Annotated in this window: 14 protein-coding genes and 1 pseudogene; 7 read left to right on the top strand and 8 right to left on the bottom strand. The window is 68.5% G+C overall.

Annotated features, from left to right (window positions below; all coding sequences use genetic code 11):
- Nucleotides 1-206: 206 nt before the first annotated feature.
- The 7 genes from ACIA73_RS26385 to ACIA73_RS26355 all read left to right on the top strand — a co-directional run bounded on the left by ACIA73_RS26385 (nucleotide 207) and on the right by ACIA73_RS26355 (nucleotide 8,847).
- Nucleotides 207-857 (top strand): hypothetical protein, encoded by a 651-nt coding sequence (locus tag ACIA73_RS26385; protein WP_399441197.1) that lies wholly within the window; start codon nucleotides 207-209, stop codon nucleotides 855-857.
- A 48-nt stretch (nucleotides 858-905) separates the two neighbouring features.
- On the top strand, nucleotides 906-4,661 hold the full coding sequence (locus ACIA73_RS26380) for a hypothetical protein (protein ID WP_399441196.1): 3,756 nt from the start codon (nucleotides 906-908) through the stop codon (nucleotides 4,659-4,661).
- Nucleotides 4,662-4,760: 99 nt separating this feature from the next.
- Entirely contained in the window at nucleotides 4,761-5,501 is a 741-nt protein-coding gene (locus ACIA73_RS26375; protein ID WP_399441195.1) for a Crp/Fnr family transcriptional regulator, read from the top strand.
- 110 nt (nucleotides 5,502-5,611) lie between these two features.
- Nucleotides 5,612-6,400, top strand: coding sequence for a hypothetical protein (locus tag ACIA73_RS26370; RefSeq protein ID WP_399441194.1), 789 nt, complete (start codon nucleotides 5,612-5,614; stop codon nucleotides 6,398-6,400).
- A 277-nt stretch (nucleotides 6,401-6,677) separates the two neighbouring features.
- Nucleotides 6,678-7,412 (top strand): hypothetical protein, encoded by a 735-nt coding sequence (locus ACIA73_RS26365; protein ID WP_399441193.1) that lies wholly within the window; start codon nucleotides 6,678-6,680, stop codon nucleotides 7,410-7,412.
- Nucleotides 7,409-7,717, top strand: a complete 309-nt coding sequence (locus ACIA73_RS26360; protein WP_399441192.1) for a helix-turn-helix domain-containing protein — start codon at nucleotides 7,409-7,411, stop codon at nucleotides 7,715-7,717. The genes ACIA73_RS26365 and ACIA73_RS26360 overlap by 4 nt, the downstream gene beginning before the upstream one ends.
- On the top strand, nucleotides 7,714-8,847 hold the full coding sequence (locus tag ACIA73_RS26355) for a hypothetical protein (RefSeq protein WP_399441191.1): 1,134 nt from the start codon (nucleotides 7,714-7,716) through the stop codon (nucleotides 8,845-8,847). The genes ACIA73_RS26360 and ACIA73_RS26355 overlap by 4 nt, the downstream gene beginning before the upstream one ends.
- 106 nt (nucleotides 8,848-8,953) lie before the next feature.
- On the opposite strand, the gene ACIA73_RS26350 is transcribed toward ACIA73_RS26355, so the two are convergent.
- The 8 genes and pseudogenes from ACIA73_RS26350 to pglX all read right to left on the bottom strand — a co-directional run bounded on the left by ACIA73_RS26350 (nucleotide 8,954) and on the right by pglX (nucleotide 25,720).
- The gene (locus ACIA73_RS26350; protein ID WP_399441190.1) at nucleotides 8,954-9,631 is read right to left on the bottom strand and encodes a nucleotidyl transferase AbiEii/AbiGii toxin family protein; all 678 of its coding nucleotides are present in this window, start codon (nucleotides 9,629-9,631) and stop codon (nucleotides 8,954-8,956) included.
- Nucleotides 9,628-10,020, bottom strand: coding sequence for a hypothetical protein (locus tag ACIA73_RS26345; RefSeq protein WP_399441189.1), 393 nt, complete (start codon nucleotides 10,018-10,020; stop codon nucleotides 9,628-9,630). The genes ACIA73_RS26350 and ACIA73_RS26345 overlap by 4 nt, the downstream gene beginning before the upstream one ends.
- Before the next feature lie 350 nt (nucleotides 10,021-10,370).
- Nucleotides 10,371-10,568: pseudogene (locus ACIA73_RS26340) on the bottom strand (CorA family divalent cation transporter); the annotation flags it as partial.
- Nucleotides 10,569-11,388: 820 nt separating this feature from the next.
- A complete protein-coding gene (locus ACIA73_RS26335) occupies nucleotides 11,389-13,590 on the bottom strand; it encodes a DEAD/DEAH box helicase (RefSeq protein WP_399441188.1) in 2,202 nt (733 codons plus the stop codon).
- A 42-nt stretch (nucleotides 13,591-13,632) separates the two neighbouring features.
- The gene (gene brxD / locus ACIA73_RS26330; RefSeq protein WP_399441187.1) at nucleotides 13,633-14,985 is read right to left on the bottom strand and encodes a BREX system ATP-binding protein BrxD; all 1,353 of its coding nucleotides are present in this window, start codon (nucleotides 14,983-14,985) and stop codon (nucleotides 13,633-13,635) included.
- An 88-nt stretch (nucleotides 14,986-15,073) separates the two neighbouring features.
- Nucleotides 15,074-18,046, bottom strand: a complete 2,973-nt coding sequence (gene pglZ, locus ACIA73_RS26325; RefSeq protein ID WP_399441186.1) for a BREX-2 system phosphatase PglZ — start codon at nucleotides 18,044-18,046, stop codon at nucleotides 15,074-15,076.
- Complete coding sequence (locus ACIA73_RS26320) at nucleotides 18,046-21,972, bottom strand: phage resistance protein (protein WP_399441185.1); 3,927 nt, start codon at nucleotides 21,970-21,972, stop codon at nucleotides 18,046-18,048. The genes pglZ and ACIA73_RS26320 overlap by 1 nt, the downstream gene beginning before the upstream one ends.
- 28 nt (nucleotides 21,973-22,000) lie before the next feature.
- Nucleotides 22,001-25,720: a BREX-2 system adenine-specific DNA-methyltransferase PglX gene (pglX, locus tag ACIA73_RS26315; protein ID WP_399441184.1), complete on the bottom strand. Its 3,720-nt coding sequence runs from the start codon at nucleotides 25,718-25,720 to the stop codon at nucleotides 22,001-22,003.
- Nucleotides 25,721-25,780: the final 60 nt, after the last annotated feature.

The following is a 25,780-nucleotide window of genomic DNA, read 5'->3' as shown; positions in this document are numbered from 1 at the left end:
CGTATTCAATTCTCCCCACGCGCTCCCCAGCAGCGTTCGTGCTCCCCAAATCCTCCCCAGAGATGGCCCACATCGCGGGCTGTTGCAGAAGGCGGATTGCTGCCAGCCCTGCCCGCTGAGGCTTGCTCAGTAGTCCTTGCATACATGCGGTAGCGTCCGCGCACGCGCGCGGCGCATCTGGCTGGGCCGGAGGGGGAGGGGGCACGGTGGCACCGCGGTTGGGTGGCGAGACGGACAAGTTCGGCAACCGCTACGAGGGAGCCTGGACGATCAGACATGCCCTGTACGTATTGCTGGGCTCGGGCACATCGCTCTGCGTCGAACCGAGTGGGCCGCTGGGCGACGGGGTCGAGTTCGTCTATCGGCACGACCACGAGACGGAGGTGCACCAGGTCAAGCGGCAGAACCGCAATGCAAACAGCTGGAATGTGGCCTCTCTCCGTGGCAAGGGAGTGTGGGAGAGCTTGCGTTCGCATGTCGAGGCGGGCCGGGTGTTCCACTTTGTTTCCGTGGTTCCCGCCCGCGCGCTCGATGAACTCGCCGACCGCGCTCGCCGCTCCGACGATCTCGCCTCCTTCCAATCCGAGTGGTTGACGGACGAGCTCAGGGGCACTTTCGATGTCCTCGCCTCGGGTGGCATCTATGGTTCCACCGTGACGGCCTGGAGGATGTTGAGAGGGCTCCGGGTGGAGTGGCACGACGAGCGGGACCTTGTGCACACCAACGCTGTCCTGGCCGAACAGGCCCTGGCCGGTGCACCCGGCCGCCTGGCGGCGCTCGCCCTCGGCCAAGTCCTGCTCGACAACTTGGGAACCACACTCGACGCGGCGGCCCTCACTACACGGCTGGCGCCGTAGGGGCTGCGGGCCGTCGGGCGGGCCAACGCTCTCGTGGTCTCCGAAGCCGTGAGGAAGGTCACGCGCCGATGGGCGGCGAGCGTCGAACGTACGCTGCTGCGGCCCATCATTCCCCGCGGGGAGGCCGCCTGCCTCGCGGCGGAGGTCAGGGAGGGCACCCGGCGGCTCGTCCTGCTGACCGGCACCGCAGGTGGTGGGAAGAGTGCCGTGCTGCACCAGGCCGTCACCGCCCTCGACGAGGCGGCCACTCCGGTTCTCGCCTTCCGTCTCGACCGTCTGGAGCCCTTCGGCTCAACTCATGAGCTGGGGCAGCGTGTTGGTCTTCCCGTCTCCCCGGTCGGTGCTCTCGGCGCCGTGGCGGGCGGGCGCCCCTGCGTCCTCGTTGTGGACCAGCTCGACGCCGTCAGCATGGCGTCGGGGCGCATCCCGGAGACTTTCGACGCGGTGGCCGACCTGGTGGACGAGGCTGCGGCACATCCCGGCATGCGAGTGGTCCTTGCCTGCCGCACGTTCGACGCCGAGGCCGACGCCCGTATTCGCAGGCTTGCAGCCCAGGAGCACTGCTCACGCGTCACGATCGGTCAGCTCTCCGACTCCCAGGTCGACATCGCTGTCACCGGCATGGGCCTGGACGTCGCCCGACTGGACCCGGCGAAACGGGCGTTGCTGCGCTCACCGCTGCACCTTGTCCTCCTGGAACAGGTCGCGGATCAGGAGGAGGCTCTCCTCCTCCACACCACCCGGCAGCTCTTCGACGCCTTCTGGGATACCAAACAGGAGGAGTGCGCCCGGCGTCCGTCCGTGCGGTTCCACGACGCGGTCTCGGTCGTCGTCGCTGCCATGAGTGCGCGCCAGCGGCTGTCCGTGCCGCAGAGTGTGCTCGACACGGATGACCTGGCCGCCACCCGGAAGGTGCTGGAGTCTGAGCACATCTGTGTGCGCGACGGCCCTCAACTGGCCTTTTTCCACGAGAGCTTCTTCGACTACGCGTTCGCCCGCGACTGGCTCCGGCGCGAAGGGAGTCTGGTCTCCTTCCTCACCGGCGGTGAACAGGAGCTGTTCCGCCGTGGTCAGGTCCGGCAGGTGCTCGATCACCTGCGGGATCTCGACCCGGATCGGTTTGCAGAGGAGGTCGAGGCTCTGCTGACTGGTCCGGCCGTCCGCTACCACCTCAAGCACCTGGCCCTGGCCGTGCTGCGCGGCCTGGACGCTCCCACCGCCCATGAGTGGGCCGCCGTCGCCCGTGTGCTGGACACGCGCCCGCCCTTCCGCGATTACCTCATCGACATGCTCGGCACGCCGGCCTGGTTCCGTCGCATGGACGACGAAGGGGTTTTCGAGAACTGGCTCGGCAGCGCCGACACGAGAGAACGGGACTGGGCGGTAAAGCTGTTGGTGGCGGTCGCCGATGCCTTGCCCGACCGGGTGGCCGGCCTCCTGGAACCGTACGTCGCTGACCCTGGGTACGGTGCGTGGCTGATCCGGATTGTGCTCCACGCCCGCCTCGCCGGCAGCCGACGACTCTTCGACCTCCTGCTCGACGGCGTACGAGCGGGCCTCTTCACCGGCGCCGAACACACTCTCTGGGATTCGGCGGGCAACCTGACCGCCGAAGAGCCCACGTGGGTGGTGGAGTTGCTGAGTGTGCTGCTGGCGGAACGCCCGGACGTTCTCCGGCTCGATGACCAAGACAGGGTGGCGCTACTGCTGAACCGGGACCATGCGGTACTCCGGACGGTGGCCGCCGCCGCTGCCGGAGCACCGGAGGAGTTCTGCGTCCGGATGCTGCCGGTCCTCCTGGCCGTGATCCGTCTGACCGCGTTTCCGAGACGGTCGGGGCGGCCCGTTCGCGACCGTCATTTCTCGTACCGGCATCCCGAAGGCGACCCCGACGACCTGGGTGGCGCCCTGCTGCAGGGCACGGCCACAGCTCTGCGGAGCATAGCGGGCCGGGATGCCGTGCGAGCCCGTCAGCTCGTGGAACACCTGGTGAGCGAGCCGTACGAGGCGGCGCAGTGGCTGCTCTACCAGGTGCTGGTGGCAGCGGGCTCCGAGCTTGCCTCGTGGTCTGCTGACATCCTTCTTCAGGGCCGTCATCGTCTGCTGTCCGGCTACATCGCCAATGCCGTGTGGGGTAGCCGTGAGGTCATCCACTCCATCGGTGGCGCCTTGCCCGACGACACTTTCGGGCGGCTGGAGGAGTCCCTGCTGCACCTGCGGCTTCCTCCGGACGAGAAGCTCTCGCCCTGGCACGAATTCACCCTGTTGACGGCGCTGCCCGAAGAGAGGCTCTCCGAGCGGGCGACGCGTCGGCTCGGAGAACTCCGTCGGCTCCACGACAACCAGGGGGAGCCGGACGAACCGGAGGGGGTGACGGGTAGGTTCGTCGGGCCGCCCATCCCGGCGCAAGCCGCCCGGCACATGAGTGACGACCAGTGGCTGAGGGCCATGAGGAAGCACAGTCGGGACCGAGTCGACTGGGCGACTCATACCGGCGGGGCGCGGGAGTTGTCCCACGTGCTGCAGAGCATGACGGTGGCGGACCCCGTTCGATTCGCGCGGCTCGCTGTGCGGATCGACGCGGGGACGCACCCCTCGTACGGGGCCTCGCTTCTCCTCGGTCTGGGGGAGGCCGAGCCGTACGGCGATCCGGAGACTGTCTTCGAAGCGGTGCGCCACTGTGCGCGCATGGGCCGGCCGGAGCTGGATCGGTGGCTGGGGCACGCCCTGCGGAAGTACCTCGACCACGTGCCACTCGACCTGGTGGAGGAGCTCCTGACCTGCGCTCTCGCCTCGGATGGGCCTGACGCCGCCGCTGATCCGCCCGGCGGGGACAGGGCCGGGGACGACGTGACGCGTGACCTGTTCACCGCTGGGATCAACACCGTACGGGGGAGCGCGGCCGAGAGCCTGGGCGCTCTGCTCGCACATGACACGGACGGGTCCCGTGCCGCCCTGATCGTCCCTCACCTGGGCCGACTGGCGGCCGACCCCTCCCTTGACGTCCGGGCGTGTGTGGCCCATGTGGTGCATGCCGCGATCCGTCACGACCGCCTAGCGGCAGCCGATGCTTTCGCGGTGCTCGTCCAGGCCCCCGACCACCTGCTGTCGTCACCGTACGTAGCCCGCCTGGCCATTGCCTTGATGCACGGAGACCCGGGGTCAGCCGGACCGCTGACGGAACGCATGCTGCGCTCCCCGGCGGCGCCGGTGCGTCGGTGCGGCGGCCAGACCGCCGCGCTGGCCGCCATGGAGTGGGAGGTACCTGACCTGCTGGCCGAGGTGCTTGCGGGGAACGACGGGGCACAGCGCCAGGGAGCGGCGGACGTGTGCGCCCAGCGCCTTCTGAACACTGGTGACGCGGCGCTCGCCCATCACGCACTCGTACAGTTCTTTCATGACCCAGAGGAGAGCGTGCGGGAAGCCGCCGCCGCAGTGGCCGCCGCGCTGCGCGGCCGACGTCTGGGGCCCTATCGGCGAACACTGATCGCACTGATCGACTCCCACGCCTTCGAGGTCGCCCTACCTCAGCTGTTGATCACGCTCGAGGGCGCCCCGGACCGGGTCGACGAACTGGTTCTGGCATGCGCGCGGCGCTTTGTCGTGGTATTCGGAACCGCTTCGGCCGACTTGGCCCGTGGTGCGGCGGCCGATGCCCGCCACATCGGCCGTCTGCTGGTCCGCGCGTATATCCAGGCAACTGCCCCCGCACACCGGTCGGCGATCCTCGACCTCCTGGACCGACTGCTGCTCCTCAGGTCCTACGGCGTGGCCGAGGCGATCAACGAATCCGACCGGAGCTGAACGGACCCGGTCCTGTCCGGGACCGGCTCGCAGATTGCTCCTGCTGTGCGCTGCTGCGCGCCCTGGCGTGCGTCCGGTGCACCGGCGGACAGGGCGGAAATGTTCACCACCGCGATGACCGAGTGCTGTGCTGAGCAGATGATGAATGGCTCGATACACAACAGTCGCGCCGCTTTCCTCGACACGCTGTCGCCCGTCGAACGCGCTGCCTTCACCCGGCTCGGTACGCGACGTCGCTACGCCGTGGGAGACGTACTCATCCACGAGGGTGACCGTACACAGGAGTTGGTGGTCCTGATCGAAGGCATGGTGAAGGTGACCGTCCGGCTGGAACGTGACCAGGTGTCGCTGATGGACATCTGGAACGGTGGGGACATCGTGGGTGAGAAAGCGGCGATGGGAGTTGGACCGCGATCAGCCACCGTCACCGCCTGCGGCGACGTATTCGCCACTGTCGTCCCGCGAGGCGAACTGGAGCTCTTCCTCTTCGCCCATCCCGAGACGTCCATGGCCCTTAGCCGCTTGCTCTGCGTCAGGTTGCACCGGGCCGACCGCCTACGGCTGGAGCTGGGCGGATACCCGGTCGCAGTCAGGCTGGCGCGCGTTCTCGTCGAGTTGGCAGTGACGTACGGGCAACCCGAACGTAACTCACTGCGCATCGACGTGAATCTGTCCCAGGCCGAGTTCGCCGCCCTCGCCGGAGCCGGGACGCGCAGTACGCACGAAGCACTTGCGCGGCTGCGGAGCAAGAACATCATCTCCACCGGTGAGCGGCAGACCTATGTGCGGGACCTGGCCCGTCTGTGCAAGGCGGCCCGGCTGAGCTACCCGATCCCCTAGAGCCATGTCCAGCAAGCCGCACTTTTGCGGCTTGCTCTGCGATTCCTGCTCCCTCCACCCACAGTTGGCGTGCACCACACACAACCCCCTTTGAAAGGTGGAGAGTTGCTGTGAAAGAGATCTTTCCTCCCCAGCCGGCGGCCGGCCTGGCGCATCGGCGGCTGTGCCTGGCCGTGGACGTGGAGCAGTACAGCCGTCTCGACACCCTGACGCAGTCGGTCGTCCAGTGCGATCTGGTCCGGATGCTGGACGAGGCAGCGGTGCTGACCGGGCTGGACCGGGCGGCCTGGACGCGTCAGCCGCAGGGTGACCTGGAGTTCGCCGTACTCCCCGAGGCCACGCCGGAGGATGCCGTTCTGGATTCCTTCGTTCACCATCTCGTGGTCCGTCTCAGGGAACGCAATGCCCGTCCTCCCGCCCAACGGGTCAGGTTGCGGATGGCCGTGGACATCGGCATGGTCGCAGACGCTGCCCTCGGCCACGCGGGCCCGGCTCCGGTCGCCGTGGCGCGCTATGTCAACGCGCCCCAGCTCAAGGCCGTACTCGCCACCCTCACCGCGGCGGATCTCGCCGTCCTCGTGTCGGACCGGCTCTACCAGGACGTCGTGCGGTCCGGGCGGCGGAATCTCGCCCCTGAGCAGTACGTGCAGGCGCATGTGCGGGTGAAGGAGTTCGGCGGCTACGGCTGGGTCCGAGTGCCGGGCCACGCACCTGACGACGTGCGGTCGGCGATGGCGGAGCCGGAGCCGGAGTCCTCGTCAGACGTCGGCGTCTCGAGCGGGACGGCTCTGTCCCAGTACGTTCACCAGGGCGCCGCCGTCGGCCGGGACGTCGTCGGCGGTCTCACCGTCGGCCTGCCCGTGTCCCCTCCGCCGGCTGACTCCGGGCCCGCCCGGTGACGGCCCCGTACAAGGCCCCGCCTTGGCATGAGCGGGGTGACAGCCAATGGGCGGAGTACGGGGTGAACGTCGGCCACGCCGTCTACGGCGGTGTCCACATCTATCCGGGCTCCACGCCCGTCGCACGGCCCCGGCGCCGGAACGGGACGGCGCACCCGGCCCGCATGTCCTGGAACACGCCAGTGCGGTCGGCTCTGACAGACCTTGCACGTGCCTGCGGCCGAACCATCGCGGCCCTGGCACACATCCGGCCCGAAGAGGCCGGAAGGGAGGAGGAATGACATCGATCGGAGCCGGGAGCCTGTTCGCCCGGATCGACCGGGACATCTTTGGACCGCCTGGCGCGACGCGGCCGCCCCTCACGGTGTACGTCGGCTCGCGTGCGGTCCTGCTCGCGCTGGAGGAGAGCAGGGCCGCGCTCTACGGCCCACGACGGGACGCGGCGCTGGCGGCGGCAGTATGGCGACAAGTTGTCACCGAGGCCCGGCGGGACGGCGACGGTACCGGACGGCTGCTCGCCGTCTGGTTGGTCCTCCCCGGGCTGTACCGGAACCTGTACCGGATCCTGCGCCTCTGGCGGCAGGTCGAGCGGGCCGACCTGGAGGCGGAGGCGGTCCTGAGCGTGCTCGCCGCCCTTGACACGGCGGACCTGGACGGCCCGGACACAGGAGGCTGTCTGATCAAGGAGGCGGTGAACCAGATGTGGGCCTACGCGAAGCGCGTCACGCGGGAGATTCCCGTCGTCGACATCGGTGCCTTCGCTGATGTCCGCAACGCCACCACCCCGCCGGAGGAGCAGTCCCGCCCGCCCGAGGGATGGGAGCTGCACGTCACGCCCCCGCCCCGCCGGGAGGGCCTGTACGCCACACTCCGATTCGCCGAGCCGCACCCTCCTCGAGACGGCCGGCAGACCGGTACACGCCTGCCCGACCTGGTGTTCCGGGCTCGCCGTCACGAGGAGGCCGATCTCATCGGCACGCTGGTCCTGCGCCCTGCGGGAGCCCGGCGGTGAGCGGGCGGTCCGGCCCGCCCCTCGGCTTCGCGGAGGCACTTGACCTGCCCCTGTCCGTTGACCTGCGCACAGCCGCCCGCGCCTTCGGAGTCTGCCCCGCGACGGCGTACAAGCTCATCCGCCTCGGTACTTTCCCGTGCCCTGTGCTGCGGGTCGGCGGAAGCTATCGCATCCCCACCGCCTACCTGCTGCGCACTCTCGGCATTGAGGAACGGCCGGTGTACGCCGTCCCCTTGGAAGACGACACGGCGCCCGCAGCCCGACCCCACGACATCCATGCTCATGCATCGGAGGTTCCCGAATGAACACATCACAGACGCTACGACAGGAGTCTGACCAGCCTCGGAGGTGCTTTGTCGTCGGCCCTATCGGTGACCCGCACGCCGCCCATGGCAGCCCCGAGCGCGAGGCGTACGAGCACCACCTCGGCATCTTCGAGCAGGTGATCGCCCCCGCCTGTGAGAAGTACGGCATCAACGCCGTGCGTGCTGACGGCATCGCACATGCCGGTGACATCACCGAGCAGATCTGCCGACACGTCGTCGAGTCCGACCTGGTCGTCGCGGACGTCAGCGGTGGCAACCCCAACGTGATGTACGAACTGGGGCTGCGACACATCACTGGCAAGCCGACAATCCACATCGGAGAGGCCGGGCGACTGCCCTTCGATATCGCGTCGATCAGGACAATCCGCTACCAGCGGACGCGCAGTCATCTGGCCGGCGCCCGCAAGGAGATCGAGAACGCCTTGGAGGCCGGGCTCCGGGACGGCTTCGAACTTCTCACTCCAGCACGGGTGCTGCGCGGACTCCAGCCCGGCGAGGGGTTGGCCTCCGCTTCGGAGGCCGACGACGGAGGAGAGGAGGACGAGGACGCGCCCGGTCTGCTCGACGACTTCGCCGTTATCGAGGACGGGCTGGACGAGATGACCGCCGACATGGAGGCGATCACGAAGACGATCGAGACGATTGGAACGCTCACCGAGCATTCTGGAACCGAGATGCTCGATCTGAGCCAGGCGAACTCGCCCATGAGTGCACGGCTTGCCGCCGTCGCCCGGTACGCGGAGACGATCAGTGCACCGGCGGGCGAACTGCACACCGTCGCCGCCGCGTTCGCGGAACGGATGACGGCCCTCGACAGCGGGGTGCGGGCAGCGCTGGGGCTGATCGAGATGACACCTCCCGACGAGCGCGGCGAGGGAGCGGAGGAGTTCCTGGAGCAACTGATGTCCCTGGACGAGGCCGCGCAGGAGGGTCTGGCGCAGATCGGCTCCTTCGGCACCTCTGCGGGCTCCATGGCCCGGGTCAGTCGGCACCTTCGTAAGCCGGTGAAGGAGATCTCTATCGCCGTGAAGCAACTGACTTCCGCCATCACAAGGATGGGGGAGTGGGCGGCCAAGGCCCGTCAGCTGGCGCGCGATGCCACGGCATGACATTGGTTCGCAGGGCCCGGACCTCCTTCAGAGGCCCGGGCCCTGTGCGTCACGCCTGCTGCTTGCACACTCACGGCCTGGCAGGTTCGGTATCACCTGGGCGCGATCAGTCGATGTCGGGGTCATCGAGCTCTTCGAGGAGGCGGCTCGCGAGGTCGTCTGCCCACTCCACGGCCCAGGTGCGGAGAGCCGTGATGGAGGCATCGCCGAGGCCATAGGCGGTGAAGGCTTCGTCGTCGGTCCACTCGGCTCCGTTGAGGTTCGCCTGGAGGTCCTCGCGCTCGAAGCGGCCGCGGGCGTGGCGGCGGCCGAACTCCTCGAGCTCGGCATTGTTCCAGCGGTGGGAGGCCGCGAACACATCGATCAGATCGCGGGGCGCCCCGCGGTCGGCGAGGGCGCGGACCTTGGTCCCGATCACGTCCTCCTCCGCGAGGACGGGCCCGTACGGGCTCTGGGCGATGGGGCGCCAGAAGATCTCTTTGAGGATGTCGACTTCGCACTCCTGCCCGGTGGCGGGGTCCGTCACGGTGAAGCGAGCGGACAGTGGGGCGGTCTCCAGCGCCTGCACCTTCCAGCCCCGGGCTGTCAGGCCGCTGCAGAGTGCGGCCGCGATGTCGGTCATGGGCGCCGGGTTCTCGGTGGCGACATCGAGGTCTTGGCTGGGTCGGTTCACGAGGCGATGTGCCCTCACGGCGTACCCGCCCGTGAGGACCAGGGGATACGGCGAGCCGAGAGCGATCACATCCGCCAGGAGCCGTGCGTGCAGCTCCGGCATGTCCGTCATGCTGCTGCCCGGGTGAGGGAGGCGAGCTCGGTGAAGGCGTCCTCCCACACAGTGCGCACGGTGCGACCGACGAGGGTGCGCAGCACCGGCCACAGTTGGAGTAGCAGGTCTTGGTTGAGGTAGCGGGGCAGATCGTCGTGCAGGCCCTCGTGCAGAACAGTGCGGTACAGGCCCATGCGCTGGCGGGCATTGCCCAGGTCGTACGAGGTCATCCCGGACCAGGCCAGGTGCAGCGGCAACTCCAGGACACCTTGGGCCGGCCCGTGCAACTCGTCAAGCGAATCCGGTAGACGGCGCCGGAACTTCTCCCGGTACAGCGCGAGATCCTCGGCGTCTGCGCCCGAGAAGTGTCTTGCCCCGGGTCCGGTGTGCTGCGGGTGGGAGGCCATGCCTCCATTATGGCGGCCGCAGAGGGTCAGGGCGTGCGGCTCCGACCATGGAGCCAATGTCACTGTCTGTTGTCTATCGCGGATTCGGCGACGGATACTGGCGAGATGCTCGGAGGGGTTCGGGAAGGCACTGCAGGCGCTGGTACAGGGCTGTGCCGTCAGCCGAATCCCTCCGGATTCTCCCCAGCGACATCAGGAGGGTGAAAAGCCCTGGTCGGAGGCGTCACAGAGGCAAGTAGACGAGATCACCCGCATCACTTCTCCCCAGAGACTCCCAGGGCTGATTTCGCCCTGGTTCGTGACGATGTGAGAGTAAAGGTCGCACAAGAGCTGAGCTTGGGAAGAGCGACTCAGAGCCAGCCCCGTCGCTTGAAAATAATGTACAAACTGACGCAAACTACCCCCATTAGGCCGACCGTGAAGGGGTAGCCGAAGCTCCAGTCGAGTTCCGGCATGTTCTCGAAGTTCATGCCGTAGATCGTGCCGACCAGCGTGGGGGCGAAGAGGATGGCCGCCCAGGCCGAGATCTTCTTGAAGTCGTCTACCTGGGGGCGCTGACCTGCACTTTTGCACTCTCCTAGCGCGTTGAACTGCGGGTACGCACCTTTCTCGACCTTTCGTGTTCGTGCGGTCTGAGGCGGCCGATTCTCCCCCGGCGCTCCCCACGGGGCTTGATCCTCCCCAGATTCTCCCCAGCTGGGTCTGGGTTGTAGGTGCCCGGCAGCGTCCCAGAGGGGTGGTCGGCATGCTCACCCTGTGTGCTGGGCAGGGCCCGAACTTTTGGACGCTCGTCCACCCCTGCGGTGGTGAGGCCGTCTCGACGTGTTGTCGATGACGCACCACGTGGAGTGCGTCGCGATCCTGGAGCCGGTCACGAAGGGCTCCTGACCTGAGGTTTTGTCCGTACGCACTATGCGCGGTGTGGGCGTTACGGGCGATATCTTGCCGCTCGTTCTGGTGGGGTGTCAGGCAGGTCAGGAGCTGTCGGGTGGCGCATATCCTCGGATGCCCGACAGTGAGAGGCCCGGCGGGCGAAGGCTCAAGAGCTGATCGAGCGGCTCGTCGCCGAGGGTCGCGTTCGGATCGCCGACCCTGATGACGACGAGGTCGCGGAGTGGCGGCGCGTCGTCAACTACGCGAAACGCTACGGCCTGGAACCAGCGGGCAAGCGCATTGAGAAGGTTCCGCACGGTGGGCCGGGAAGGGAGCTACTCCTTGCGGATGGCCCGCATCCCAACGCGCGGAGTTAACGGCCGAAGGAAGGCGGGGATCCGGTTCCTGTTCCCTCACGACTGGGGAACCTCCATTCTGATTGCCACCCCGGTATGCCGACCGGCACTGAAAGTCCCTGCTGTGCCAGCTTCTTGATCAGATTCCCCATTCCACCCGGATGGGCTCCCGTGCCGTGGTCAGCGCCCCGCCGAAGTCGGCGAGGCGTTCAGCTAGCGTGCTGGCGGCCAGGCGGGGTGGGAGGGCGGTGGAAAACTTCAGGCCGCGGACGGCGCGGGGGTCGACGGAGGGGAGGGTGAGGGCGTCGGGGAGTTCCGCGCGGGCTGCTTTCCAGTCGGCGGGAGAGAGGTCCTGGCGGAGGCGGAGGTGGGTGTCGGTGGGGCGCTGGACGGGGTCGGCGAGGTTGCCGAGCGAGGCGGCCAGGGTGGCGTTGGCACGGTACCCGGCCCAGGTCCACCAGCGGGTGGCGTCGGCGTCGCGGACCAGGAGGGTGCCGGCCGGGTGGACTTCGTAGGGTGCGCGTTCGGCGCGGAGGTCGGTGAGAGCGGCGGTGGCGCGGCGGGTGAGGCTGACGTCCGGGTCGGTGCCGAGGAGGACGTCGCGTATGGCGCGGGTGAGGGTGAAGGAGAGGCCGCGCGCCTCACTGCCCTGCCATTTGGCGATCCCGCCGTCCTCGACGGGTTCGACGAAGGCGCGGCGGCGGGCCCAGTCGATGAAGGTGACCTGCCAACTACGTCCGGCCAGAAGTAGACGGCGCGGGCCTGGACGCTCTTCGGTGAGGACTGAGGGGTCGGTGGTACCGATCTCGGTGCGGCCGGCGAGCACCGTGAACTCAGGGGGTGCGGTGAAGGAGGCGGTCAGCTCCATGAAGTGCCGTCGGCCGAAGTGCTTCTCGGCTTCGGGGCCGATGAACAGCATGCCGCCGTCGCTGTCGAGGAACCCCTCGGCGACGAGGTGCTTCAAGAGAGGGGCGGCGGACCGGTCGAAGGGTGCGAGACCGTTCCACTGCTCCGGCCACAGACGGTCGCCGATGCGATGTTCCTGCAGGGTGACGGCGAGCAGTTGCTGGGCTACGAGGTGGCGGGGGGAGGGGGGCGGATTGACGGGTTCGACCCAGCCGCGCGACCACAGGGTGAGCAGGCCGGCAGCTTGGAGGAGAGTGTCGGGGCGGGTGGCGAGGAAGAGGCAGTTGCGGGACGTCCCGGTGCGTCGTCCAGTGCGGCCGATGCGCTGCAGGAAGGAGGCGACGGTGGACGGCGAGTCGATTTGGATCACGCGATCCAAGTCGCCGACGTCGATTCCGAGTTCCAGGGTGGAGGTGGAGACGATGACGCAGTCCCGGGCCTCGGCGAAAGCCTGCTCGGAGCGGGCGCGTTCGTCGGTGGAGAGAGAGGCGTGGGAGAGGAACACGGTGACATCGCGGGCACGCAAGGCCGCGCCGAGCTCCTCGACCTGTTTGCGGGAGTCGCAGAAGACGAGCCGCTTCTCGCCCCGGTGCAGGGCGGAGATCACCTTCGCGGCGTTGCCGAGCGACCCGACGTGGTCGAGTTCCACCTCACCGGCGGGCCGGGGGAGCGGTGTGCTGCTGTCAGGTGTGCCGCTGTCGGCGGTGGCAGGCAGTACGACGCCGGGAGCCACGACCCGGCCCGGGCGGTCCGTGGGGTGCGCCCCCTGGAGCCAGGTGAGCAGGGTGTCGGGGTTGCCGACGGTGGCCGAGAGGCCGATGCGCTGGATGCGATGGCCGGTGAGCCGTTCCAGCCGTTCGAGGACGGCGAGCAGGTGCCAGCCCCGGTCGTCGCCCGCGAAGGCGTGTACCTCGTCGACGATGACGGCGCGCACACGCCCCAGCATGTGGGTGTGGTCGGTCTTGACGCTGATGAGCATCGCTTCGAGCGATTCGGGCGTGGTGAGCAGGATGTCGGGCGACTCGGTACGGATACGACGGCGCTGGGATTCACGAGTGTCGCCGTGCCAAAGCGCGGCCCGGCGGCCCAGCCACTGGGCGTAGCCGTCCACCCGGTGCACCAGGTTGTTCAGGAGCGCCTTGAGCGGAGCCAGGTAGAGGACGGAGGTGCCGGTCCAGTGCTGCCGCCGCATCGCGGACAGGATGGGGAAGGTGGCGGCTTCCGTCTTCCCGCCTGCTGTCGGTGCGAGAAGGATGGCGTCCTCGCCGTCCATCAGCGGTTCCACAGCGGCCTTCTGCAGGGGGCGCAGGTCGGGCCACCCAAGGGTGTTGACGATGTGGTGCAGGACGACCGGGTCGAGCCGGTCCAGGGGGTCGGGGGCATCGACTGCGTCGGGTTGTGCGAGTGGGTCGGGGCCGGGCGGCTGGTCCTGCACGTGTGCGGCTCCCTGCGCTGGGCCTTCCGGGAAGGCCATGGATCAGAGGTCGAGGTCGAGGTCGTCCGCCGACGCAGCCGGTGCGGGCGCGGCGAGGTTGCGCTCGGTGGCGGTGAGGTCGCTGCTGCCCAGGGTCAGCTTGTAGTGCGTACGCGGATCGAAGTCGTCGTGCAGGTCGATCCGGTCGAGTACGTCACTGACGAGCTTCTTCAGATACAGCCGTGGGGCCACTCCGACTTTGCCGCCCAGCGCTCCGCCCACGGCCCGTGCCAGGTCGGCGAGATACGCGTCGTCGGCGAGCCGCTTGATCCGGTCGGCGGAGTCGGGAGACGCGACGCCGTCGGCGTACAGGTCACGGATCCTGATGCCCAGGCTGGTCAGGGACTCCTCGGTGAAACCGGGCAGCCGGATCTGGACGGCGCGGGGGTTGTCGAAGCGCGGATCGGTGGTGAAGTCGGTGGCCAGGCGCTGTGCGAGCGGGGCCAGGCGTTGTACGCCCTGCTGCCCGTCGTAGAAGGCCGGTGTGCCGGTGATGACGAGATACAGACCGGGGAAGCGACCGGAGTGCACCTCGTCGATTAGCTGTCGCAGCGCGTTGAGCGCCTTGTCGCGGGCATCCGAGCGGACCCGCTGCAGCGTTTCCACCTCGTCCAGTACGAGGACCAGTCCGGCGTGCCCGGCGTCCTTGAGCACGGTGAGCAGGCCCTGCAGGAACCCGAAGGCCCCGAAGTGGTCGAGGTCGCCACGTACACCAGCGCTGCGTCGGGCGGCTGCGGCGACGTGCGGCTGGCCGCCGAGCCAGGACATCACTGCGGCGGCGGTGGCCTCGTCACCGGCGTCCAAGGACTGCTTGTACCCACGCAGGGCGGTGGCGAAGGCGGGGGCCTGCCGGGACACCTCGGCGAGCCGGGCGGTGAGCAACCGGTCCACGGCCTGCGGGAGTTCGCTCTCGGCCGCGCCGTCTGTGAGCGCGTCCTCCTCAAGGGCGTAGAACCAGGCGTCGACGACCGGCCGCAGGGCGCTCGGCGGGAAGCTCGCTGTGGTCAGGCGTTCGGTGAGCCGCCGGTAGACCGTTTCCAGCTTGTGCAGTGGGGTCTCCGTCTCCGACACCTGGACTTCGGCCACGGCGAAAGTGCGCCGTTTGGCTCGCTCGCAGAGCCAGCGGGTGAAGAAGGTCTTGCCGGAGCCGTACTCACCGCGTACCGCCTTGAACACCGCGCCGCCGGCGGCGACGGTGTCCAGCTCTTCGTCGACCGCCTGCTCGAAGCGCCCCAGGCCGGTGGCCAGCAGGTCGAGGCCGCTCTCGGGGACCGCGCCGCGACGCAGTGCGTCCACGACCACGCGGCGGCGTACAGCGCCGACGGGGGAGGCGGGTCGAGGGTCTGAAGGTTCCAACGCGTTCACCCGAACAGTCTCCCATCCGGCCGGTCGGCGGGCCGCCGGTACGCAGCCGAACGGAACCGGTTAACCGCGCTTACGGTGTTCAAAGGTCGAACTGTTCGATCAGCTGGGCCCGGTGCAGGCGCAGGGTGCGGTTGTCGGGAAGGATCTCCAGGATCTGGGCGCCGTCGTAGTTCAGGAGCTGGGCCAGGGTCGCGGCGAAGCCCGGGGCACGGCTGACGGGCTGACCCGCGCGTTCGGCCAGAGCGGTCATGGGCAGAGTGCCCGCTTCGACGAGGGCTGCCAACGCCTTGGGCAGAACGGTCCTGTCCCGTGGCTTGCGGGCGAGCAGTTCCAGCTGCGCCTCGTACAGCTCGGTGGCGATGAGACGTTCCACGAGTGCGGCGGCAGGGTTCTGTGCCGGGGCGGGCACGGTCTCGGGTTCCGCCGCAGGGGCGGCAGATTCCTGGGGCGCGAGTGGCGCGAGTTCCTCTTCGCCGAAGAGCCCGATGACGCCTTCGGCCACGGGCGTGGCAGCCTTCTTGTTCTGCTTGCCGCGCGAGCGCGACGCCGCGGTGTCGGGCACGGCGACGGCTCCGTCTCCAGCTGCGGATTCCGTCGCAACGGCCATGTCATCGGACCACCACCAAGGGGAAGGGCTCCCCAACTCCCGCCACTCTTCGGGGGGTTGCACCCCGAACGGCAGCAGTGCGAGCAACGGGATGGCGAACTCGGCGAGGGTCGCACCACCGTGATAGCCCGCTTTGAGCGCGGTGTAGCGGGCATCGTGGTCGCGCAGGGCGACGATTCGCGACCCGGGCTCGGGCCACACCACGCGCGGTCCGGCCAGTTCGACCTCGGCCGCTGCGAGGGGTCCGCCGGGGGCGCGATGGCGGGCTGAGCCGATGGTGCCGATTGGGGCGTCGAGCTTGTTGCCGCGCCGTTCGATGACATGACCGTGGTCGGAGGTCAGGAGCACGGTCATGCCGTTCGCACGAGCGGCTCGCAGCAACGGCTCAAGTCCGCCGATCTCCTTGGCGTGCCAGGCGCCGTCGCCGAGCTTCTGCTCCTTGCCCAAGCGGTCGTCGACCGTATTGAGGACGACCGCGACATGGGTGCGTTCGTCGGCGAGGGCTTCGCCGAGCGCGGCGGAGAAGGGCGAGCCAGTGTCGGGTCCGCGCAGGTCGTCCTTGTGGAATACGGCAGCCGGGGCGCCCTTCCAGAAGGAGTGCTGGGGGAAGATCCGCTTCTCGTCGCTCTGGTCCCCCTTCATCAGCCTCCCTGCGAACAGCGAGGTGCGCGATACGGAGGTCAGCGTGGGCAGAGCGGCGGCCACGGCCCGCCGAACCGGCGAGCCGTGCGCCTCGGGCAGAGGGTCGAACTCCGCCCACTGCTCGCGCAGTTCCTCCCCCAGCTCGGCCGCTATTGCCGCGCTCATCCCATCCAGGAGGAGCAGCAGGACTCGGCGTCCCTGCTCGGCCACGACGGGCGCGACCACCCGTTTCAGGAGGGTCTCCACGGTGAGCATGGTCCCGGGGGACGTGCCGTCCGCCGTCCACACCGCGAGCCTTTCGCCGAAGGAGTGGTCGAGCATGCGGCGCTTCTCGCGCACCAGGTCGCCGATCCGGCTGTACGCGTCGGCGAGTGCACTGTCGGGGTCGCCGCCCGCCTCCAGATGCTCAAGAGCACGATCGACCCAGCCGAGTTCATGCAACTGCCGGTGTATCCCGTCGGTCACCGAGGCAATGTTGTCCAGCGGATTCCCAGCCTGTGAATTTCTGCCGAGCGGGTCCCCGGCCAGCCACCTCCGCAGACGTACGGCCATCCGCACCCGCTCGATCCGGGCCCGCGTCTCGCCGTCGACCGTGGCCAGCGCGTGCTCTCCGAGCGCGATGACAGAGGCTGTGACCGCTTCGGTGGAGCTGCCGGCCAGCGCGTGGCCGGCCGCGGTGAAGCGGGCGTCGAGCCCGGCGGGCAGGAGCGGGCTGGCAGCGGCGGCACCCTGCGCCCCGAACTGGGCGACGAGCTGTGCTGCCCGGGCCAGGACCGGGTCGGCCAAGCGGTGTTCGCCCCGGTCCATCAGCCCGCGTACGTATGCCTCTCCGCTGCGGGCGAAGGACGAGAGGAGCCGGTCGAGCTCGTCGCCCTGGGCGGGCGGCTGCTCACCGAGCCACCGTTCGGCCCGCCCTCGTGCGCGGTACAGGTCGTGGTCGGCCTCCGCGTGCCCCCACAGGGTGGCGCAGACGACCGCGTACGCGGCAGCGTCGGCGCCGTGCTCGGCGTCCACCAGGGCACTGATCAACTTGCCGGTGGAGCCGCCCTGTTCGGGTTCGGCGAGGAAGCGGGCCAGGCCGGCCCTCTCCGGTCCACGCAGCTCGCGCAGGAGGTCGGGGCCGTCAGGGGTGAGCGTCCACCGGAAAAGGGCGACGGGGTCGACCCGGTCCGCCTCACCGGCGAACGTGCGCCCGCCCGGCAAGGTGCGCCCACCGGGCACATCGACGTTGTCGCCGTCCAACTGGAGCCGCCGCCGGGCCAGCCGGGTGAGGGCCTCGTCGCGGGAGAGTACGCCCCTGCCGATCGAGCGCCAGGGCCGGGAGCCCGCCGCGTCCAGGAGTGCTTCGGCAGCCCAGGTCTCACCGCGCAGCCGGGTGTCGAGGCCGCTCGCCCCGAACGCCTCCTGCACGACCTCCCAGTTGTCGACGGACCTGATCCGCCGGCCGTAGACACGAGCGAGCAGACCCGGGTCGAGTTCGGTGTTCTCCCGGTCGGTGAGCACCACCAGTACGCACGGCTCCGGCCGGGCCGGGGCATCCAGGTGATTCAGGATCTGCTCGTGCACCGCGAGTACGGACGGTGCGACGGCCACCCGCACCTGCGTCCCGCCCGTCGTCTGCTGCACGGCAGCCCCGTCCCACTGCGGGGCTGCTCGCAGCAGCATGACCCGCACCGCGCCGTCGCAGAGCGCGCTGCGTGCGGCGACGAACTGCCGGACGGTACTCACGGACAGCCGGGCAGGACCGGCAGCACTACCCGAACCGGACCCGCCAGCGGACGCAGTGGTGATCGTGCCGGACATCAGTCGACAACCTTCCAGACGACCTCGACGGTGGCATCGGGATGCGCGGCGGCAAGCGCCGCGATCTCCGCTTGCAGCTCCACAGCCGCCCGTGCGGCGGTCGTCCGGCCACCACCCGAGCGGGCCACCGGACGCGCCGGATCACGCGGCAGGGGCTGCGGCGACGGCAGCACCTGCGGATGGGCGGAGCCGCTGTCCAGGTCCACCGTGTCGGAGCTGGGCCCCACCGGTGCCACGGGAGTCACAGGCGTCACGGGTGCGCCGGGCTGCTGCGGATTCGCCGGGGGACTCTGCCGGGACCGCAGCAGCGTCATCACCTCTCGGCTGCCCTTCTTCAGTACGCCCGCCAGGTCGGGGTAGTCCCCCGGATCACCGGCCGCGGCATCGCGTACCCGCTCCAGGATCGCCGCGCCTTCCCTGCCGAGTGTGTCGGCCAGCTCCAACTGCTCGCCCCAGCTGGTGTTCTGCAGCGCGTCGGCCACCTTCCCGGCCTGCGTCAGCGACATTCCGAACCGGAGTGCACCGAACTCGCCGAGATCGAACCCGGCCAGCCTGTCCACCACCGCCTTGGCGCCGATGCCTTCCTCCCGCACCGACTTCACCAGCTCCTCCGCCCGCCGGGCCAGCACCAGGCGGGGCGAGGAGTCGTCCAGGTGCAGAAAACCCCGGTGCTTCTCCAGCTCCTTGACGAGCCGTCCGGCATCGGCGGCGACCGCGCCCGCGGCCTTGCGGATCTGCCCGGCGAACTGGTTCACGATCCGCCCGCGCCGCAACTGCGGCGCGGGCGTGCCGAACAGCGAATCGAACCGCTTGCGAGCCTCCGCCCAGTCCGCCTCGCTCGGCAACGGCTGCTCCCGCAGCGCGTAGTCCCGCTTCAGCTCGCTCGGCAGCGGGGCGGGTTCGATCGCGGCCCCACCGCGTACCCACACCCGGTCCGACATCTCCGCGTACGAGGCGGCCAGCAACCGCCGCAGCGGATCCGGCAGCCCCCGCCGCTCGGGCAGGTCGCTCCAGTCGCCGAGCGTGACCAGGGTCGGCTCGGCAACCCCGTCCCGGCGGGCCTGCGCGTTGAAGTGATCGAGCCAGGAGGTCGACTGCCGGTAGTACGCCTCCCGCATGGCACCGATCCCGAGCCCGCCCGCGATCCGCGCCATGGTCCTACGGTCCTTGGCCTCGACCTCCGCCTGCCCGTCCCGGTCCTCGGCCGCCCTGCGTACGTACTCGAAGACCGTCTTGATCTCGCCGGCCCGCAGCGGCTTCCCGGTGCCGTCCGGGTCCAGATCCGGGTGGGCGGGGAACTGGTGGGCGAGCAGCCTTCCCGCCAACTGGCGTGCGGCGTCGTCCATTTGTGCCCCGATCGGCAGCCGCAGTTCGGCCACCTGCTGCTGGGTCTCCAGGTGCTGGTCGAAGCCGAGGTCGACGACACCTTCCTGTTTCTGCGCGAGCCCGTAGGCCTGCCGCAGCGCGAGCAGCACCCGCTCGGTGAGGATGTCCCGCTGCGACTGCAGCATGCCCTTGGCGCGCGCCTTGTCGTCGGCGTTGAGGCTGCGCGCGAACTCGGAGTCAAAGCGGGTCTCGTCGGCCAGCGCCTTGTCGATCACGACGAGACGTTCGAAGTCGCCGCGGGTGGCGTCGGTGAGATGAGTGGGCAGCCAGGCCAGAGTGCGCGAGTCACCGCCCGGCTTCTCCCGCAGGACACGCAGCCGCTGGACGTCGTCCATCGGCCCGAACTCGCCCTCGTCGTAAGGGAAGTCGACGACGAGCCGCCAGGCGTCCTCCTGGCTGGGCCGCAGCGCCGCATCCGACAACGAGTCGACATCGGCGACGTTTCCGAACACCACCTCGACCTGCCGCTCGGTGCCCTTCCACACCAGATTGAGTACGTCGTACGGGTCCAGCCCGCCGACCCCGTCGGTGACTTCGAGCGCGTCCTTGAGCAGCACGCGCATCTTGTCCCGGCGGTTGGGCAGGTTGTTGAAGATCTGGGCGTTGGCGAGCACCGCGTCCAGATCGACGCCGGTCAGCTCCAGGCGCACCACCGCGCCAGGACCCGTACCCGCGACCTTGATCTCGGGGAAGGTCGCCGCCCATTCCTTCGTCTTCTGCTCCAGGCGGCCGATCTCGGTACCCGCGATACGAGTGGTGATGGACCCGTGGTTGAGCGCGTTGAGCCGGGCCAGCGTCAGGTCGGACAGCGCGGGGACGCTCGGCGCGAGCGCGGACAGCAGCAACGTCTGCACCAGTCGGCTGTCGCCGGTGAAGTCCCGGCAGCGAGCCTTGAGCTGAGGATCCGTGAGGGTCTCAGGACGGCGCCGGTAAGCCTCCACATCGTCCTCGGTGACCTGGTTGGTCTTCAGCAGGTACGGGCGCAGCTTGTCGCGGTACAGCTTGTCCGCCGCCTCGAAGTGGACGCTGGTCTCACCGCTGAACGCCTTGTCGCCGCCGCCCACGATCGCCGGGTACAGATCCCCCAGCGGTACGAGCTGACCGAGCCGCCAGTCGTCCCGGTGGTCGACGAGCAGCTGACTCATCAGCTTCAGGCCGGTACGGGAACGCTGCAGCGCCGCGGAAATGTGCACCAGCGTGTCCATGAACGCCGGCGGGAACGGATACGTACGCCGAAAGGCGCCCTCGTCCGCTCCCGTGGTCGACTTGTCGTGCCCGAGCAGCGTGTCCCACACATCCGGGCCGAGCTTCTTGGCCTCCGCGAAGGCAGCCGTGATCTGTTCCCTGGCCTCGTCGGTCAGGGGGTTGAGGAGGCGGGCCTGCGCGATCGTCGGCAGGTTGCGGTCCTCCAGGACGATCGAGTCGTACCGGCCACCGTTGAGCTTCAGCGTGTCCTGCACGGCGGCCTCGGCGGCGCCCGACATCTCCTCGCCGACCAGTTCGCGCAGGTCACGCTGGCGGGCGATGAACGAGATGATCGGAATGGCACGCCGCTCGTCGGCGCCTTCTACGAAGTTGGTGACCTTGCCGGCCTCGCGGCCGAGCACCTTCTGGTCGTGGATCAGGGTGGCCAGCCACAGAATCAGTTCGTCCATGAAGAGGACGAGGCCGTCGTACTTGAGGGACTTGGCGTGCGCGGCGATGATGCCGAGACCCTTGTCCAGGGAGACGAACCCGTCCGCGTTCTCGGAGGCGTTGCGGGCGAAGGACGGGAACAGGGTCTTGGTGAGGTCCTGGACCAGCCGGGCCCGCAACTCCTGCGGGGTGGAGGGGTTGTCCAGGTCGAAGCCCTTGGTGTTCTCGTGTTCCTCCTGCGCGACCACGGCTTCGTCGAGGAGTTCGGTGGTCCAGGCGAACGCCTCGCCCCACTCGTCCCCCTCACCGCTGTCGGCCTCGGCGAGCTGCGCGATGACGTGGTCGTCACCGCTGCGGCGGCGCTGCTCGGCGAAGTCCTCGAAGAGGCCGTCGGTCAGATACACCTGCGGCAGCGAACACCCGGGGTGCACCTTGCGGACATGCTCCACGTACCTGCCGAGGATGCGCTGCTCCAAGGACTTGGCGCCGAGCATGTGGTACGGCACGAGCAGGAACTTGCGGCCGTCCGCGTCCAGCCAGGGGTGACCGGAGCGGACGGGGTCGAGGTCGTGGTTGGTACGCGCGGCCTGGTTGCCGGAGAGGAGGGCGTAGAGCACCGCCATGAAGTGCGACTTACCGGAACCGAACGAGCCGTGCAGATAGGCAGCCTTGGAGGAGTGGCTGTCCAACGCCGACTTGATCAGGTCCAGGGCCTCGCCGAAGTTGCCGAGGAGCCGGTCGGTGACGACATAGTTGTCCAGCGCGGCCTTGGCCCCGTCGGGGGTGACGGCCTCGCTCAGCTTCAGTACGAAGTCGGAGGTCGACACCGACTCCGGGATGCGGATCAACTCCCGCAGGAGGGGCCGGTCCTCGGGACGAGGGGTGTTCCTGCTCATGAACGCCATGGTGTTTCTCTACGCTCCTCGTCGTGTCTCAGACTTCGGTGTCGGTGTCGGTGGCCGCGGTGAGTTCCGGCTGCTTCATCTTCTTCGCGGCGGCCTTCTTCGGGGCAGCCGCCTTCTTCGCGCGGGTGGCGGGGGAGGGGCGCCAGGCGCGCAGGGTGTCGTCGGTCAGCCCCAACTCGCCCTGCTTCTGTTGCCGGAAGGCCAGGATCTCGGCGGCCGGTGAGGCGCCGAACTCGGCGTCGTACTCCCCGTACCACTGGTCCAGCCACGGCTGGAGTTCCAGCAGCCCTGCCAGGTACGGCACGATCTCCTCGTCGCCGAGACCGGCGGTCTGCACGTACGAGGCGAGCGCGAGCGCCTGCTCCAGGTGGTCCCAGCCGGCCCACCCGTACAGCTCAGGCGACTGCGCATTGACCGCGCCGTACGAGACGAACCGTTCCTTGGGTACGTCGAGCTTGCCCCGAGCACGCCAGTAGCTCGGCTTGAGGAAGTCGGCGGAGGTGTACTTCGGGGGCACGGGCGTCCGCTCGCGGATCTTCCGCTTTGCGGGCTCGTCGGGCGCGGCGTCCTCTTCACGCTGGAGGTCCCAGACGTGCTCCCAGTCGGCGCGCTTCTTCAACGCGGCGGGCTTGTAGCGGAGGGCGGACACGAAGGGAACGTGCTCCTCGGAGAGCAGGTCGCGGACGGTCTTGGCGAGGTCCTGCCGGGGTGCGTACAAATCGGCTACGGAGGTGAAGTCCTCGTCGGCGGAGAGGGCTTCGGAAAGGCGGGCGAGGGTGGTGACGGTGGGGTTGCCGTTGGCGTCGAACCAGTAGGAGCGGTCCTCCGTCCGGTCCAGCAGCCAGGACTTGAGCGCCCTCTGCCGCATCGAGTCCCAATTCTCGGTGGCCCAGCGGCGCTTGTACTCGGGGCGCTCGATCATGCCGATGGCGCGGTTCGACTCGATGACGTCGATGCGCTTTTGGACGAGGGCGCGGTAGTCGTCGGGCCAGTGGGATGGGATCTCGGTGATGGGAGTGGACCCGTGCCGCTTGAACCACTCACTGCTGGCCTCGCCAGCCTTGACCCGGCGCGCGAGCACGATCTCGAAGGCGCGTTCACCGAGGGCGAGTTCGGGGATGGCGGAGGAGTCGGGTAGGCGCAGGTCCTCGGAGTGCAGGTTGTAGAGGGAGTAGACCTGCCAGTCGAGTTCTTCCTGGAGGGCGATCATGCGGGCGCGGGTGGAGGTGTAGCGGGAAAGAGCGAGGCGGAGCCCGGGGGCGGTGAGGGCGTCGGTGGCTGCGAGGGCGGTGGGGGTTGTCGCGGAGAGCTGCTGGGCGAGAGCGTCGATCTCGGTGGCGAGGGCGGTGGGGTAATCAGCGGGTAGGGGGAGTTCTTGGAGTTTGGTTCCAGTGAATTCGTAGTGATCCTTCCACGCCTCGCTTCCCATGATTGCGTATCCGGCCTCGACTCGCGAGCCTCCGCCTTCTCCCTTGTTGTGGCTTACCATTTTGAGGTAGAACCCGGCCGTTGAGCTATTGAGCAGCCCGAGCAACCGAACATACTCCTCTTCTGTTGAGCTCTCCGGCAAAGTAATTACTGGCGCGTGACGGTTATATACGCGCCCCGAACGCGCCATGGAAAAGTGATTATGAGTTGCCACGAACGGGAATGTGAGCAGGAAATTTGCGCTCAGTCGTGGAGTGCTGTCGAAGGCGTAATTCGACCAAGGTAGCCCGCGCTCTTCCTTCGTCTTCGAAAACATCAAGCTACCGCGCAGTACTGTTCTCCCGTGCCACAGTGTTCGTGTTTCAAGGAAGGAACGCTGATCGGCGTCTCCGTCGGGAGCAAAGATCGTTTCGGCCGCTAGGTGACAGTTCCAGTCGCGGACTTGGTCTCCTGTAACGAATGGGCGAGTAGGTACTGTGCGACGGCTGAGCCAGGCGGCCCCGGGGCGTTCGTACACGAAGAGATCGTCGTCACCAGTGATTGCGGCGAATCCAATTGAATCAGTAGACGCGGAGAGTGAACCCATGGATTCGCTGGTGAGCTTGCCGAGCATTTCCTGGCCGCCTGCGGCGAGTACCCAGGGCTGCTTCCCGAAATACTGGACGCGCTCCAGGTCGTCCACAGAGACCCACTGCCCCACGTTCCCTGGCCGATCGATTAGATTCTTGATCGCCTGCCATACCAGCCCTTCCTCCGGCTTCTCAGGCGCCGAAGGCTCCCCTTGAACGCTCCGCACTGTCCGGATCGTCGCCTGTCGCTTCGAGCCCTCCCTCGGGCGCCCCACCAGGATCACCGTAGGCGTGCCATGCCCTGGGATGTAGGCCCCCGACGAGTCGATGACCTCGGTCAGCTCGACCTTGTGCGCGAAGAACTCCTCGATGAGCTTCGTGCCAAACTCCCGCTTCATGAAGGAGTTCGCCGTGATCTGGCCAACCATTCCGTACGTGTCTTCATCGCCCCCGCCCCGCTTGGCGAGTTCGAAGAACCTCTGAGCGAACGGTACCGACAGCGCGTACTTCCCAGCGCACGCCTTATACAGCTCCCGATACAATTCATTGAGCTTTTTGTCCTTAACCGTGATGTACGGCGGATTCCCCACCACCACGTGGTACCGCCCGGGCTCAAGAATCCGGTCGTACTCGTGCACGTCCTCCGTCGCATACGAGAACTCGGCCAGCGGGTCACCAGCCACACCCTCCTCCCCAATCCCCAGCTGAAGCTCGAGCTGCCGGTCCTTGATGAGCGAGTCGCCCACCGCGAGCTGGATCGGCCACTCGTACTCCCGAGCCGCCCCGAACGTCCGCAGCCCGCTCGCGGCCATCGCCGCAACGAGCAACCGGAACCGCGCCACCGCCACCGCGAACGGGTTCAGGTCCACCCCATGTACCGACTCCAGCGCCGCTCGCACCCGCTCGTACGGCCCGACCTCCGGCCGCTCCTCGCCCCACATCCGCGCCAACCGCCGGAACGCACCCAGCACGAAGTGCCCCGACCCGCACGTCGGGTCGATCATCTTCAGGCCTTCGAAGCCGAACTCCCGCACCGCTGGCGTCATCGTCCGGTCGAGAATGAACTCCTCCACGAACTCCGGGGTTTGGAGCAGCGCATACGTCTTCCGAGCCGCCTCGCTCAGGTCCTGGTACAGGTCCCCCAGGAACCGCGTGTCCCAGCCCTCCGTACCGTCCTCACTCAATGGGTCGGTGAAGTCGTGCACCAGCACCGACGCGGCGGTCGTGCCACCGGAACCACCCTCACCATCCACGGACCTCTGCTCCCGCCAGAAAGCAAGCAGCGCCCCCGCACCATCGTGCGACAGCGGAATCTGGAATAGCGGGTTGTGGTCCCGGTCGAACAACAACCGCCCCGCCTGCCCCTCGCCCAGTTCCGCGAACGCCGTCTCCAGCCATCCGCGATACGTCGGGTCGGCGTCCTTCGCCCCGTACTCCTCGTACCGTGCCTGCGCCGTCTCCCGCCCCGCCACGTCCGGCGCCGTGATGTACGGCTGCGCGATCAGCCGGTTGTCCTCGCTGAAGCGGACGAAGACCGTGCCGAGCACCCAGGCCACCGCGACCTGCGTCACCCGCTCCCCGAGCCAACTGTTCCAGGTGGCCGCCGTACGGCCCAGCTTCTTCGCCTGGTCGTACTCGCCGCGCAGCCGTGCCCCGACCTCGGGGACGGCCTTGACCTGCGCTTCCAGGTCGGTTTCTGCCGCCTTGACCTGCTTCTGCAGATCGCTGAGGAGGCTCTTGCGGTCGATCACGAACGGCTCCCGGAAGTGATAACAAAGGTGAGGAGAGGTGAGATGAGAAGTATGAGGCGC

Origin of the sequence: Streptomyces sp. NPDC051561, assembly GCF_044454195.1 — a bacterium.
In the GTDB taxonomy this organism is placed as follows: domain Bacteria; phylum Actinomycetota; class Actinomycetes; order Streptomycetales; family Streptomycetaceae; genus Streptomyces.
This window is presented reverse-complemented; position numbering and strand designations above follow the sequence as displayed.